Origin of the sequence: Scytonema millei VB511283, from assembly GCF_000817735.3 — a bacterium.
GTDB classification, from domain to species: domain Bacteria; phylum Cyanobacteriota; class Cyanobacteriia; order Cyanobacteriales; family Chroococcidiopsidaceae; genus Chroococcidiopsis; species Chroococcidiopsis millei_B.
Genome location: NZ_JTJC03000012.1, coordinates 72,310 through 84,104, shown reverse-complemented (window position 1 = coordinate 84,104; position 11,795 = coordinate 72,310). Strand labels below are relative to the sequence as shown.

At 43.6% G+C, this 11,795-nt stretch carries 12 protein-coding genes and 15 tRNA genes; 5 read left to right on the top strand and 22 right to left on the bottom strand.

All coding sequences use genetic code 11. The annotated features are described in order from the left end of the window. Positions 1 to 67: 67 nt before the first annotated feature. The 19 genes from QH73_RS25280 to QH73_RS25190 form a co-directional block, all read right to left on the bottom strand. Positions 68 to 1,027: an AAA family ATPase gene (locus tag QH73_RS25280; protein WP_236147172.1), complete on the bottom strand. Its 960-nt coding sequence runs from the start codon at positions 1,025 to 1,027 to the stop codon at positions 68 to 70. A 211-nt stretch (positions 1,028 to 1,238) separates the two neighbouring features. Further along, positions 1,239 to 1,311: transfer RNA gene (locus QH73_RS25275), tRNA-Lys, on the bottom strand. Positions 1,312 to 1,400: 89 nt separating this feature from the next. Further along, positions 1,401 to 1,483: transfer RNA gene (locus QH73_RS25270), tRNA-Ser, on the bottom strand. 120 nt (positions 1,484 to 1,603) lie between these two features. Further along, positions 1,604 to 1,678 (bottom strand) — tRNA-His (locus QH73_RS25265). A gap of 5 nt (positions 1,679 to 1,683) precedes the next feature. Then, positions 1,684 to 1,757 (bottom strand) — tRNA-Ala (locus tag QH73_RS25260). Positions 1,758 to 1,762: 5 nt separating this feature from the next. Next, positions 1,763 to 1,835 (bottom strand) — tRNA-Arg (locus QH73_RS25255). A 63-nt stretch (positions 1,836 to 1,898) separates the two neighbouring features. Beyond that, a tRNA-Gln gene (locus tag QH73_RS25250) sits at positions 1,899 to 1,971 on the bottom strand. A 3-nt stretch (positions 1,972 to 1,974) separates the two neighbouring features. Further along, positions 1,975 to 2,046 (bottom strand) — tRNA-Asn (locus QH73_RS25245). A 7-nt stretch (positions 2,047 to 2,053) separates the two neighbouring features. Then, a tRNA-Phe gene (locus QH73_RS25240) sits at positions 2,054 to 2,127 on the bottom strand. Between the two features lie 171 nt (positions 2,128 to 2,298). Further along, positions 2,299 to 2,388: transfer RNA gene (locus tag QH73_RS25235), tRNA-Ser, on the bottom strand. A 6-nt stretch (positions 2,389 to 2,394) separates the two neighbouring features. After that, positions 2,395 to 2,467, bottom strand: a tRNA-Glu gene (locus QH73_RS25230). A 21-nt stretch (positions 2,468 to 2,488) separates the two neighbouring features. Beyond that, positions 2,489 to 2,562 (bottom strand) — tRNA-Trp (locus QH73_RS25225). Between the two features lie 6 nt (positions 2,563 to 2,568). Further along, a tRNA-Ile gene (locus tag QH73_RS25220) sits at positions 2,569 to 2,640 on the bottom strand. 10 nt (positions 2,641 to 2,650) lie between these two features. Continuing rightward, positions 2,651 to 2,724: transfer RNA gene (locus QH73_RS25215), tRNA-Cys, on the bottom strand. 43 nt (positions 2,725 to 2,767) lie between these two features. Beyond that, a tRNA-Asp gene (locus QH73_RS25210) sits at positions 2,768 to 2,863 on the bottom strand. Positions 2,864 to 2,917: 54 nt separating this feature from the next. Further along, positions 2,918 to 3,112 (bottom strand): hypothetical protein, encoded by a 195-nt coding sequence (locus QH73_RS25205; RefSeq protein ID WP_132867539.1) that lies wholly within the window; start codon positions 3,110 to 3,112, stop codon positions 2,918 to 2,920. A gap of 466 nt (positions 3,113 to 3,578) precedes the next feature. Further along, positions 3,579 to 3,968 carry an alr0857 family protein gene (locus QH73_RS25200; protein WP_039713855.1) on the bottom strand — a complete coding sequence of 130 codons (390 nt, stop codon included), beginning with the start codon at positions 3,966 to 3,968 and terminating at the stop codon, positions 3,579 to 3,581. Continuing rightward, positions 3,962 to 4,504, bottom strand: coding sequence for an HNH endonuclease (locus QH73_RS25195; protein WP_039713856.1), 543 nt, complete (start codon positions 4,502 to 4,504; stop codon positions 3,962 to 3,964). The genes QH73_RS25200 and QH73_RS25195 overlap by 7 nt, the downstream gene beginning before the upstream one ends. 118 nt (positions 4,505 to 4,622) lie before the next feature. Next, a complete protein-coding gene (locus tag QH73_RS25190; protein WP_132867538.1) occupies positions 4,623 to 4,886 on the bottom strand; it encodes a hypothetical protein in 264 nt (87 codons plus the stop codon). Positions 4,887 to 4,983: 97 nt separating this feature from the next. Between QH73_RS25190 and QH73_RS25185 the strand changes: the two genes are divergently transcribed. From QH73_RS25185 to QH73_RS25175, 3 genes are all read left to right on the top strand, one after another. After that, positions 4,984 to 5,319, top strand: a complete 336-nt coding sequence (locus tag QH73_RS25185) for a ribbon-helix-helix domain-containing protein (RefSeq protein ID WP_039714601.1) — start codon at positions 4,984 to 4,986, stop codon at positions 5,317 to 5,319. 400 nt (positions 5,320 to 5,719) lie between these two features. Then, positions 5,720 to 7,861, top strand: coding sequence for a GAF domain-containing sensor histidine kinase (locus tag QH73_RS29250; protein ID WP_132867537.1), 2,142 nt, complete (start codon positions 5,720 to 5,722; stop codon positions 7,859 to 7,861). Between the two features lie 35 nt (positions 7,862 to 7,896). Continuing rightward, positions 7,897 to 8,529, top strand: a complete 633-nt coding sequence (locus tag QH73_RS25175; protein WP_309476534.1) for an SRPBCC family protein — start codon at positions 7,897 to 7,899, stop codon at positions 8,527 to 8,529. A gap of 79 nt (positions 8,530 to 8,608) precedes the next feature. On the opposite strand, the gene QH73_RS25170 is transcribed toward QH73_RS25175, so the two are convergent. Beyond that, positions 8,609 to 8,681: transfer RNA gene (locus QH73_RS25170), tRNA-Glu, on the bottom strand. Positions 8,682 to 8,781: 100 nt separating this feature from the next. Continuing rightward, complete coding sequence (locus QH73_RS25165) at positions 8,782 to 9,060, bottom strand: Npun_R1517 family heterocyst differentiation transcriptional regulator (RefSeq protein WP_039713858.1); 279 nt, start codon at positions 9,058 to 9,060, stop codon at positions 8,782 to 8,784. Between the two features lie 823 nt (positions 9,061 to 9,883). Here QH73_RS25165 and QH73_RS25160 point away from each other — a divergent pair. After that, positions 9,884 to 10,429 (top strand): LeuD/DmdB family oxidoreductase small subunit, encoded by a 546-nt coding sequence (locus tag QH73_RS25160; RefSeq protein ID WP_039713859.1) that lies wholly within the window; start codon positions 9,884 to 9,886, stop codon positions 10,427 to 10,429. Between the two features lie 162 nt (positions 10,430 to 10,591). After that, the gene (locus QH73_RS25155; RefSeq protein ID WP_015156433.1) at positions 10,592 to 10,948 is read left to right on the top strand and encodes an NAD(P)H-quinone oxidoreductase subunit M; all 357 of its coding nucleotides are present in this window, start codon (positions 10,592 to 10,594) and stop codon (positions 10,946 to 10,948) included. Positions 10,949 to 11,085: 137 nt separating this feature from the next. Here QH73_RS25155 and QH73_RS25150 read toward each other — a convergent pair whose 3' ends face one another. Next, positions 11,086 to 11,358 carry a hypothetical protein gene (locus QH73_RS25150; protein WP_015156432.1) on the bottom strand — a complete coding sequence of 91 codons (273 nt, stop codon included), beginning with the start codon at positions 11,356 to 11,358 and terminating at the stop codon, positions 11,086 to 11,088. Positions 11,359 to 11,795 lie beyond the last annotated feature (437 nt).

Genomic DNA, 11,795 nt, shown 5'->3' with positions numbered 1-11,795 from the left:
CAAACCTCCGAGACTTTTATCTACCTTGCCATGATCCGTATCATGGTTAGGCGGCTGGCATAAAATCTCACCCTTCAAAACTTTTCAAACATCCTCTAATAATGATGCAAACTCGTTCTAAATAGCTAGGTGGAACGAAATTCTCTACAGCTGCGTGGTCGAGGATAAAGATAATATATCCCAATGGTGCAAGAATTTCTTTTGCTACCGCTTGCGCCCAAACCGTTTTGCCCGTACCAGGATTGCCATAGACTAATACAGCCAATTGATTTTGGGTAAAAATTTTATCTTGAACGGCATCAGTAAAACTTTGTACGTCAGATGGAAAAGAATTAATAGTAAATTGGCTGTGAATTTGTCCGATCCGGCTTTGGTAGCCACTTAACATCACGGCAAGATCGTAAGTGACTTTATTTACCAATGGTGCGAGTTTCTTTGCCATTATCGTATAACGGCGATCGCGCTCCACACTATACAACGGATCGATCCTCAGCCAAATTTCATGTTCCGACCAATACGCGAAAATACTACCAATACTTTTAAGTTTATTCCAGTCAACAAATTTTTCTGGTGGGTAATAGAAATATTTTCCAGTACTGTACTGCGTAATTAGATCTGGACGACCTAAAAAATTTAAGAGTCTAAAAATCGTAATCTCTTGTAGTTTTAACAGAACTTGTTCGATCGGAATTAAATCGCGTGTCACCGATTTAGCAACAGGTACTTCAATCGATAAACTCTCTCGATACCGATAATCTGGCGTAAGTGGTTCTGGCGTGATGAAGTTCCAGAACTCATCAATTTCTTCTCGCGTAGTTTCGTAGAATAAGTTTAAAAAATTTGCCCACCAAGCATAGTTTTCTCTCCCCAGTGCATCAGCCATATAGCTAACTACATTCAAAGCTTTATGAGAGACTTCCCACGGATTATTCAACCAAGTTTCCCAAAGATAATTTAGGTCAATATCTCGATTTAGGGGTTGCCAGCCAGCACCTAATAAGTTAGGTTCTTTTTGTTTTTTGTACATATTTTTGTGTCATTATTAATCAGAACTTTTTAAGCCTAGTTCATCCAGTTTAATCTTGTTTTCCAAGCTAGGTAGTTGCTGAAGAATGAATTTAATTGCTTTTTTACTACACTATTTCTTACTAAAAGCATAAATTTTGTCGCCATATATCATATCTTTTTTTGACTTTTAACTCTTGACTTTTAACTTTTGACTTTTGACTTTTATAAAATGGGGATAGTAGGGATTGAACCTACAACCTTGAAATTAAGAGTTTCCTGCTCTGCCGATTGAGCTATATCCCCTTTACTATTAGTCATCCACTGGGGAGGTACTGCCCCTCCTACTCTGCGTTATCGGCACAGCGCCGCACTTTTTGGCTTCCAGTGGGTAAAGGAAGATGGAGGAATCGAACCCCCAGGTATTACCCTGCTCTTGTTTTCAGGACAAGTTGCCCTCCACTAGGCAGCATCTTCCACACGGAAACTGGAGGGATCGTAGACGCGGAGCGGCTTCTCGAAGAGTACCCCTACAGCATCTCTGCTATATTCCTGCCTTCGAGACAGGTTACCGACCATTCAGCAGCAGTTTCCAAGGGGTGTCCGACGAGACTCGAACTCGCTAATGGCTAGTTTCACAAACCAGTGTCTCGACCGCTTCGACTTCAGACACCAAAGTGGATACTGGTGGGACTTGAACCCACATCTTTCTACTTGCAAGGTAGACGCTTTCCCAGTTAAGCTACAGACCCATCAGCAGGAGTGGCAGGACTCGAACCTACACAAATCGGTTTAGAAGACCGATGCCCGATCCTTTAGGCGACACTCCCATAAATAGCCAAGCGGACGGCGAGATTTGAAATCGCACGCAGACGTTGGCAAGCATAATTTGACAGCCCCGCCAGGACTCGAACCTGGAGTCATCTGAGCCAAATTCAGATGTGTTGCCAATTACACCACAGGGCTTTACTGCCTCAGTAGGACTCGAACCTACAACCCCCGCGTTAACAGCGCGTCGCTCTACCATTGAGCTATAAGGCAACGACAGCCCCCCAGGTTGGAATCGAACCAACGCCCTCCTGTTCTTCACACAGGCGCTACTACCAACTGAGCTACCAGGGGATGACGAGAACAGTGACCAGTAACCATTTATCAGCGACCAGTGAAAACAATAATTTTCCTGTGGAAGTCAGAGTCAACCACGTATTACAGGTAGCAAGTTTCAAGTAGGGTCGCGCATCCCTCTTGAAAAACTGGTCACTGGTCACTGTAAAACTGGTAACTGATTTAAGGCGGAGAGGGCAGGATTTGAACCTGCGACGGACGTTAATCGCCCGTTTCCTCTTAGCAGGAGGACGCTTTGAGCCGCTCAGCCACCTCTCCTTAGAAAAGCTCCAACGGGACTCGAACCCGTGTTCTCCGATAGAAAGTCGGATGTCCTTGACCGCTAGACGATGGAGCCATGCTTGTTAATAAAAGGGAACGCAGAGACTGGGATTTGAACCCAGATTCTTCGGTTTTGGAGACCGACGTGTTAGCCAGTTACACCATCCCTGCATGAGGTAGCAGCGGCGGGATTTGAACCCGCATATACCAAGTTATGAGCTTGGGACTTTACCTTTAAGTTACGCTGCGACGTTACCCAAGGCTGAGGTGAGATTTGAACTCACGCATAGAAGTTTTGCAGACTTCTCCCTTAAACCACTTGGGTACTCAGCCGTGATGATTGTAGAAACGCCATATGTAACGTCTCTACATCAAACCAGGGTGACGGGACTTGTAGGCGAAGCCTTCTCGAAGAGTACCCGCAACCTTTCCGCAGACAACGGAACGCTCTAGCCAATTGAGCTACACCCCGATAAATGGGTGACAATATTTAGTTTTCAAGGTTCGGAAAATAAGCTTTTAACTATTACAAACACCACTGATTTTCTAAGTAATAAATCTGTTGAATATTACGGATAGTTTCAATGGCTTTGGCTTTTGCACGGCGGGAATTTCTCTTTTGTGCCGATTCTAATGCTGTGCGATCGCAATCAGAATCAAATCGATCGCAGGGAAAATTAGATGAATTTTCACCTCGTTTTATTATCTGAATGTAAAACATTATCGTTTCGGGATTAGATTTGTCTTTTGATTTACTACGTTTATACTACAAACTATGCTACAAAATTGTCAAGGGGTTGGAGAAACTTTTTTGGAAATTGGCTGTAATCATTGCAAAAACTAGGTTTCAACGTGTTACAGAATTGTATTATAGATGGATGGTACTGGTAGTTTATTTATCCAGGCACGATCGCATCACAGATCGAACTAGGTATGCGTGCATCAACAATAGATATGATTCTGTGTCACGCAAAGACGCAAAGACGCAAAGTAGTTTCTCACAGAATACACGCAAAGAAGAACGCCAACTACCAACTACCAATTACCAATTACCAGTAAGTAGGACGCATAAATAAATCCATGCGCCCTAATTAGCTGTGTTCAACTTGCAAGAACAGTTAAGCCAAAAAGCTATCCATCATGAATCGATCTTCTTTTTGACTTTTAACTTTTGACTTTTGACTTGCTTAGCGATCGCTCATTGCAGCGCTCATTTGAGATTCTTGCCACAAATGAAATAACAACAACTCGATCGCGTAAGACAAAGATGTGACAAACACGCCTGCGGCATTCTCAGCATCGGATGCTAACCAAAACCCTTGCAAGCAGATTTCCACATATTCTGCATCGCATTTTTCTAGCGCAACTTCATCTGTGCCGTACCGGGCGATCGCGGTTGCGAGTGAATTTAACTGTGGTAAATCGACAGGTAATAAAAATGAAGCCGTACTGGGTTCTATACAAATGGATTCGCCTACGCGCAGGGCGAAGATGGCTCGCATTGCAACCCACTCTTCTAAGGATTGAGTCAAATGCTCTAAGTGAAAACCAGTTTCGGTGTAATTCAATTTCAGCATGAGATAGAGTTTCCTCCTATGTCTGGCGGGAGATGCTCCGAGCGCCAGAATTTTTCGGCAAAAGCAACTGTTGGATGAATCGGTGCTTTAGGTTTAGAGTGCAGTAACATCCCTGCTTGCTGGGGAGTGCGATCGCTTTTATACTGGTTGCATTGTTCGCAAGCTGCCACAACGTTATTCCACGTATGTAATCCACCCTTAGATAGAGGAACGACGTGATCGATTGTCAAGCGCTTGCTATTACCGCAATATTGACAAGCGTAATTGTCTCTTCGTAACACTTCCCTGCGATTCACAGGGGGAATCTTCCAAATTCGTTCTGTACTGGTAAACGTTAGACGAATATAGGAGGGAACAGCCATGACTAAATTGGGCGATCGCACAAATAATTCTGTCTCTTGCCCAAAATCAAGTGCTTCAGCTTTACCCAGCATCAACAGCGCGATCGCACGCTTGACGTTGATGCGGCTAATGGGTAGGTAATTTTGCGAAAACACGACCACAGGTTGCTCTAACACTTGACTGGCGCTAATCACAGCCGTACTCCTCCTATAAAAAATGTTGTATTGAGAAATTTCTAGGTAGAAAACACCAAATAAAAACCCCCGTTTCTGCTTAATTCAGAAGCGGGGGCTGAAATTCCTGTAAGTGGTTTTATCCTGATGACGGTACAGTTTTATACCTGTACCTCCCGCTATCTAGTTGTGTTAGTGGTTCTGACGAATGCAGCCCGATGCTTCCATAGCCAAAATTATCGTTAATTCTTGCGGATTGTGCTTGACTGAGGCGATCGCCTAGCCGCCAAAATCTGGCTGCACCACCTACAAATAAAGACTCCACCGCCATCGCTACTGATTCCCAACTGCCGAGACAGTTGGCGCAAGCCAGTAGAGGAGAGATGAAGCCTAAAGATTTCACTGAAGTTACACCTAATGCAGAGAGTTATTTAATCATTACTTTAAAGATACTACACTTGTATTACTGAGTTGTCTAGATCTTTTAAGGAGAATTCATGATGCATACACTCACTCGCATTCCTACCACAGAAATGGAAGTTACTAGCATCCGTCTAGAGAGGGAATTAAAAGAGAAATTGAAAGAGATATCCGGCAATCAGGGATATCAAGCTTTGATCCGAGATATTCTGTGGAATTACGTACAGCAAAAATCAGGTGATTGGAAACCGAAATTTTCCCGCGCTGATATCCGCGCTAGTATTCCAGCGACAGCACAAACAGAGGAACGCTGCGTTTTAACGGGACAAACAATCCAACCACAAGAGGCTATGATGTTAGGATTTACCAGCAACGGCGACTTAGTACCCTTAAGTATGGAAAGTTTGGCAGGATAAAAGGGAGCAGGGAGCAGGGAGTAGGGAGCAGTATTTTCTCCCTCAGCCTCCTTGTCTCCCTTGTCCTCCTTGTCCCCCTTGTCTCCCTTATCCCCTTCAGCTCTCTTACATCCCCCTACCCCCCATAAGCCGTATATTCTGTCTCCTGAATGGTACGAAATGTATACTTAAGATATGGAGGGAAATTACCTAACGGAATCTGCGGAGTACCTCCGACTCACAGCTTTTATAATCAGGGAAAATACCGATCCAGCGATTTTTGAAGCAAGATAATCTAGATAATCGAAAATACAAATTTTGCTGTTGCAGTAGAAGTCGCTCTAAGTTTTTTTAAATTTAGTACCTGCTTGGTCGCGCTCTGGCTAATTTGGGCATCCTAAGTAGGAAGGAGTAATCTAAGGTGAGAAAGCGTGTTAGCCAAGACTGGACTGTTTATAAAAAATCTGCTATCAACCGCTGGAGTAGGGATACAATCAAATCGCTATCAACGGAAGTTGTCCGGTTATCATCTACAAAAACCTCACTGATGAAAAATGTTTCCATTTCATCAAACTCATCCTTACCAGAGCGATCGCCCAAATTCTCCCTCACACGAATGCAGCCAGCAGAAGACTTAGCTCAACTGGGACAACAAATCCTTCAAGTCGCATTGAGTCACTCTGACGACTCAGAAACAGCACTCACGCAAATTGCCAAATTACTTGGAGAAGCATTTCAAGTCGATGGCTGTATAATCACGTTCGCCCCAGGAGTCACGGAAACATCGGTAGTTGGTTCGTGGTATTTTAATGCTGCTGTCCCCGTTTCGCAGCAAAAGCTCCTTCAGCCACTCCAAAAGTTAGCAGCGACAATTCCTGCTCAAGCTAGCTTGCTGGCAATTGACAATCTTCATGCTCTCACCCATGAAGTGCTGACAGAAGATAAAGACCTACTACCTACAATTAAAGCAGTATTACAAATCCCGATTTGGGAGCAAAATAAGCTCAGTGGTGTTGTTAGCTTACTTTGCTACGATGTCTATCAGTGGGGAGAGTTAGCTGCAAATGCAGCTCAACAGCTAATGACATCGCTATCAATCGCGATCGCTCACCTCGCCCAAGCCCAATCTGTAGCTACTTTGCAACGGCAAATCCAGACCGCTGCTCGTACTAAAGCTTTACTTAATCAACTAACAGTTGCTAGCCGCAGCTCGATGGAGCTGAATCAGTTGCTGCAAATGGCGATCGCGAGTACAGCTCAAGCTTTGGCAGTCAGTCGCGGTTCGATTCTGTTATTGAAGTATGTTGAGCCACAACTCAGAAATAGAGTCAGAGAAAAACTACCTAGAGCTAAAGCGACAATTGCTAGTGAATGGAGTCAGGATGTACAAGCATATACTTGTGGAGAGCATCATCACAAGATCGCCGAACAGTCTTTTTGGCTTTCCGAGTGTGGGTTGTGCCAACAAGCGCTCATGAATTCACCGCAACCAGTAGCGATCGCCAGTCAAAGCGATCTACAGTTGAGCGATCTAACTTCCTGTTTAGCTCCAATTTTTGATTTTTCGCAATTTCCCTCTGCCTTAATTTTGCCGATCGAAAGCCAAGGGACAGTATTAGGCTTTTTAGTTTTGCAACACTGTGGCGATCGCCACTGGCATCCAGAAGAATTATCGCTGGTAGAGTTGGTTTGCGCCCAAATTGGGACGGCAATTATTCAAAACCAAACGCTACGTCAGGTACAATCTCTTGTAGACGACCGGACTTTACAACTTCAGCGCAGTCTGGAAGTTCAAAGTCTACTTTATGAGAAAACCCGCAAGCACAACGAACAACTGCGTCAACTCAATCAGTTAAAGGATGAGTTCCTCAGTACGATGAGCCACGAGTTACGTACGCCATTGACTAGCATGAGTTTGGCGATTCGGATGTTACGGCAACAAGGAATTACTCCAGAGCGTCAGGCTAAGTATTTGGATATTTTAGAAGAACAGTGCGATCGAGAAATCAACTTGATTGCTAACTTGCTCAAGCTTCAGCAACTTGAATCAAACCAAGCGCCGCTGAAATTAGAAACTATAGATCTCAAAGTTAAACTGCAAGCCTTATCTCAGTCTTTCAAACAAACTTGGCTAGATAAAGGATTAAGCATTCAGTTAGATATCCCAAAATCTTCTCTACTAGCGCAAACAGACGAGGAAGCGTTCGACCGCATTCTTCAAGAACTTTTAACCAATGCCGGGAAGTATTCTCACCCAGATACAACTGTAGTTTTGCAAGTCACGCATCAAGTCGATCTTCAGCTCAACCAAATTGTTTTACAACTGACCAACACTGGTGCTGGTATTTCTGAAGAAGAAAGAAAGTATATATTTGAAAAATTTAGGCGCGGTCAAGGTGTGACACAGCAAGCCATTCAGGGTACTGGACTGGGACTTGCTTTAGTAAAATGCTTAGTACAGCATTTAAATGGCAATATTGAAGTAACTAGCAGTCCGACCGATGATTCTGCTGCCTACGAAACCTGCTTCACTCTCACCCTACCACAGACCTTTGCTCGTTAAAGTTTAACTATCTAAAGTTTAATTATCATCGAACAGTGACTCAACAGTACGACGAATCCGATCTCGATTTCGAGCTTGATGATACTAATGGCGACGACATCGATGCTGCATCTTCAACCGAGGATGTGGAAGTACACACAGAAGAACTAGCACACCGCCAACGCCAGATTACCGCTAAAATTCAGATCTCCCACCCCGTAGAAAAGGTGTGGCAAGTTTTGACAGCCTACGACACCTTAGCCGATTTTATTCCCAACTTAGCAGTGAGTCGGCGGCTAGCTCATCCTCATGGTGGCATTCGCCTAGAGCAAGTTGGAACTCAACGATTGCTGCGTTTCAACTTTTCTGCCAGAGTCGTTTTAGATTTAGAAGAAAAATTTCCCCACGAAATTCATTTCGACATGGTTGAGGGAGATTTAAAAGCTTATTCTGGGAAGTGGCTGCTAGAACCTTACTTTGTTTGTGAAAATCCAGGCACAAATCTCTGTTATACAGTGCGAGTATTGCCCAAGCGTACTATGCCTGTAGCAATTGTCGAGCGCCGCCTGCGGCAGGATTTGCGATCGAACCTGCTAGCAATTCGCCGCCGCGTTGAGGAGTTATATGTAGTAGGGAGTAGGGAGCAGGGAGCAGATGAAATAAGTCTTGGCACAAGTGCTAGCTTGTAGTCGATTAACTTATCCTCGCCGGGTATTTAGCACAAATAAACAAGAGTGGTAGTTTTTCCTACCACTCTTGTCTTTCATATACCCCCAGGGGAATTCGAATCCCCGTCGCCTCCGTGAAAGGGAGGTGTCCTAGGCCTCTAGACGATGGGGGCGCGTCTGAGTTCAACCTTATCTAGGTTAGCGAATCTAACGAGTTCTGTCAACGCTTTCAGCAGAAAAAATTCGCTCCACTCGATCTCTAGCAGATCGAGCCTATGTGAGGTTAGAAGAATTGCGCAGTCGCATCAGTTGACGACGCATGTGGGGAGAGGCTTCTAGCTCAGAGATCTCTTTGGTTTTCACGCAGGAGTGCAAAGGCTCTAAGTATTCATCTGCACCCGCTGTAAATGCGTCAATCAAGAGTTCTAATAATTTTTCGCGATCGTTCAAAACACAATTTTCTTCAATCAGCCGAAATTTCAAATGAATTTCACACTCGAAAACACCGACTTCTAGCTGTCGATTTGGATGTGATGCTGCGTCAGGATTCATGACTTTAAACAAATTCTAGTTGGGTTTGCAGTTGCTAGTGGAGTGGGTTAGAAATACATAGCTCTGAGCATTGCTAGCTTTACCAAATATTTAGTTGAGACTCTAGCTGATGCTGATGAAAGCATCTTCAAGCAGTTATTGCTAGTAGCTTTCCCCATCCACTAATGCTCGGTGCTTGGCTCTTGTCTCCCTCCTGTGGTATTTTTTACCAAACCTCCTGCTAGGCAAAAAGTGCTTGCATCGCGCTCCAGCTAGTAGCAGATAGTAGTTTTGTAAAGAATGTCGTATTTGCATTTACCGATCTCGTTATACGTTCATAGATACAGTAAACGGCGCGTGCCAGCCCAGGTTATATGATGAAAATTTAGGAGTCGATTTAAGAGACAACTACTATTATTCAACCTTTAAGATTAATTACAGTAAAGTTTGTGTAAGGAATTTGTAAGGCTTTCAATAGTTTTTTGTATTTTGCCTTCACTACGGATAAGATTTGGTTTTAATTTTTACAAATTTGCATACAGCAGTATTGGTGATATTGCTGATGCTTTCCGGAAAAGCTCTTGAGCTGAAACCCTTCCCGTGCCAATTCTGGACTTTATCTGTCACTCAATCAATTCAGTATAAATAATTACACTAAGTTGTTTCGGTAGTTTAAGCTTGTCTCAGTAGCTTAGGGCAGGATAACTGGTTAAAAATTTGTCTTCCCGCGAAGCGAGCCGTGAGTCATGGTAAATTCTCCGTAACTCTCGATGGCTTTCTCTCGTCTCTTCCAGCGATAGGATAAGTAAAATATCATGGTATGAGCCTTTGGAGACTGCTGTTAATGAGTACTTGCGTTCGCGGTTTAATTTTTGTAGTTGATGATAATATCGATACCGATCAGATCATTCCCGCAGAATATTTAACGCTAGTTCCTTCCAAGCCGGATGAGTATGAGAAGCTTGGTAGTTACGCCATGATTGGCTTACCGGATCGCTACGGCAAGTTTATTGCTACCGATGAAATGAAAACACGCTATCCAATTATTATTGCTGGAGAAAACTTTGGGTGCGGTTCGTCTCGCGAACATGCACCAATCGCTCTTGGCGCTGCTGGAGTGAAAGCAGTCATCGCTCAATCTTATGCGCGAATATTTTTCCGTAATTGTGTTTCTACAGGCGAATTATATCCTTGGGAGTCTGGCGAACGACTGTGCGATCGCTTCGTGACTGGACAAGAAGTCACGGTTGACTTTGACAAAAATCAAATCATCAATCATACGCTAGACCACACCTATTCTCTAAAGTCTCTAGGAGAGATTAAACCTGTAATTGATGCAGGTGGTATTTTTGCTTATGCTCGTCAGACTGGAATGATTGCTGCTCGGTAGTCAGTTGTCAGTTATCAGTTATCAGTTATCAGTGACTAGTTGACCAACAACTGTCTTCACGGAGTGTAGCGGAGCGTTTACTGCCAGATGTTAACTGTCAAGTGTTAACCAACTCCTATAGAATAAACTCAATACCATAAAGTCAAGTTAGAATCCCTACTTATGGAAGAGCAGCTACTTAAGTCCACAACCCGCCACGTTCGGATTTTCTCTGCGGAAGTTAATGAAGATGGCGAACTCGTTCCTAGCAATCAGGTGTTGACGCTAGATGTTGACCCCGATAATGAATTAACTTGGAATGAAGATGCGTTACAAACGGTATACGGCAAATTTGACGAACTGGTGGAGTCTCACAGTGGCGCGGATTTGACCGATTACAATCTACGCCGCATTGGCTCGGATTTGGAACACTTGATTCGATCGCTGCTACAAAGCGGTCGGATTAGTTACAACTTGAATAGTCGGGCGATCAACTACAGTATGGGACTACCACAAGTTGCTGTGGAAGATAATCGATAGAGGAGTTAAGGAACAGATAATTAAAAGGACGCATCACAATGCGCCCCTTTTTTAAATAACTATTTCACGCTCAAGTGTGACTGCTTTTCATCTCACAGAGACCTTCTTTCTGAAGCGAAATACAGCGAGTACGGGAGTTACCACCAAGTGCGTTCGCCGTTTTCGTCAACTCTTGACTGGCGAATGACATCAGAAATTTCTTCTGCGTCTTTGACATGGTGTAAAGCTTTTTCTTCGCCATCTGGTTCTTCTACAGCAAAATAGGTAGGAACTTGAATATGGTCGCCAGTGATATCTGGGGAATCTACAGCAAGTTGTTGCTTTTTCTCTTCAACTGATTGCTCTTCATCAGCGATAACATCACCAGGATTAACTGCACGATGCGTTTCTTTTTCTTGGTTGTTATCCATAATTGTTGTAATCTCTTAAAAACGTAATGACCAATTCACTATTTAAAATTTAAGAATATCGGTTCGCGATCGCCTCCTTCGTAAGTAGGAAATACTTACCTACAAAACGCTAGGTCTGCAAGTTGCTCGCCTCGGCTCTAAACACAGGGCGTACTAAGCTAAACAATCGGACTGAAATCGCTAAAGTAGTAGATAGATCGCGAATCAGACTCGGCTGAATCCGAGAGACTACACTAGTGGGTAGGACTGTAGCAGATTTAGCTGCTTGCGCCAAGCGATTAAATCACAATTTATTCAAAATTCATGTTTGCAATCGATAGTCAAAGCTTGTTAAAGTTAATGCTCAAATCATCTGGGTGGAAGTGAGGTAACAACTGCATCCAGATCTTGCAAAAATATAACAACAGAAGCGCAATTGCCGTGCGGGAAGCTAAATA

Coding starts and splice junctions, on each gene's coding strand:
- QH73_RS25200 (WP_039713855.1), bottom strand. CDS start 3,968: ATGCTGAAATTGAATTACACCGAAACTGGTTTTCACTTAGAGCATTTG.
- QH73_RS25280 (WP_236147172.1), bottom strand. CDS start 1,027: ATGTACAAAAAACAAAAAGAACCTAACTTATTAGGTGCTGGCTGGCAA.
- QH73_RS25205 (WP_132867539.1), bottom strand. CDS start 3,112: ATGTTTTACATTCAGATAATAAAACGAGGTGAAAATTCATCTAATTTT.
- QH73_RS25155 (WP_015156433.1), top strand. CDS start 10,592: ATGGAAGAGCAGCTACTTAAGTCCACAACCCGCCACGTTCGGATTTTC.
- QH73_RS25185 (WP_039714601.1), top strand. CDS start 4,984: ATGCATACACTCACTCGCATTCCTACCACAGAAATGGAAGTTACTAGC.
- QH73_RS25150 (WP_015156432.1), bottom strand. CDS start 11,358: ATGGATAACAACCAAGAAAAAGAAACGCATCGTGCAGTTAATCCTGGT.
- QH73_RS25165 (WP_039713858.1), bottom strand. CDS start 9,060: ATGAATCCTGACGCAGCATCACATCCAAATCGACAGCTAGAAGTCGGT.
- QH73_RS25160 (WP_039713859.1), top strand. CDS start 9,884: ATGAGTACTTGCGTTCGCGGTTTAATTTTTGTAGTTGATGATAATATC.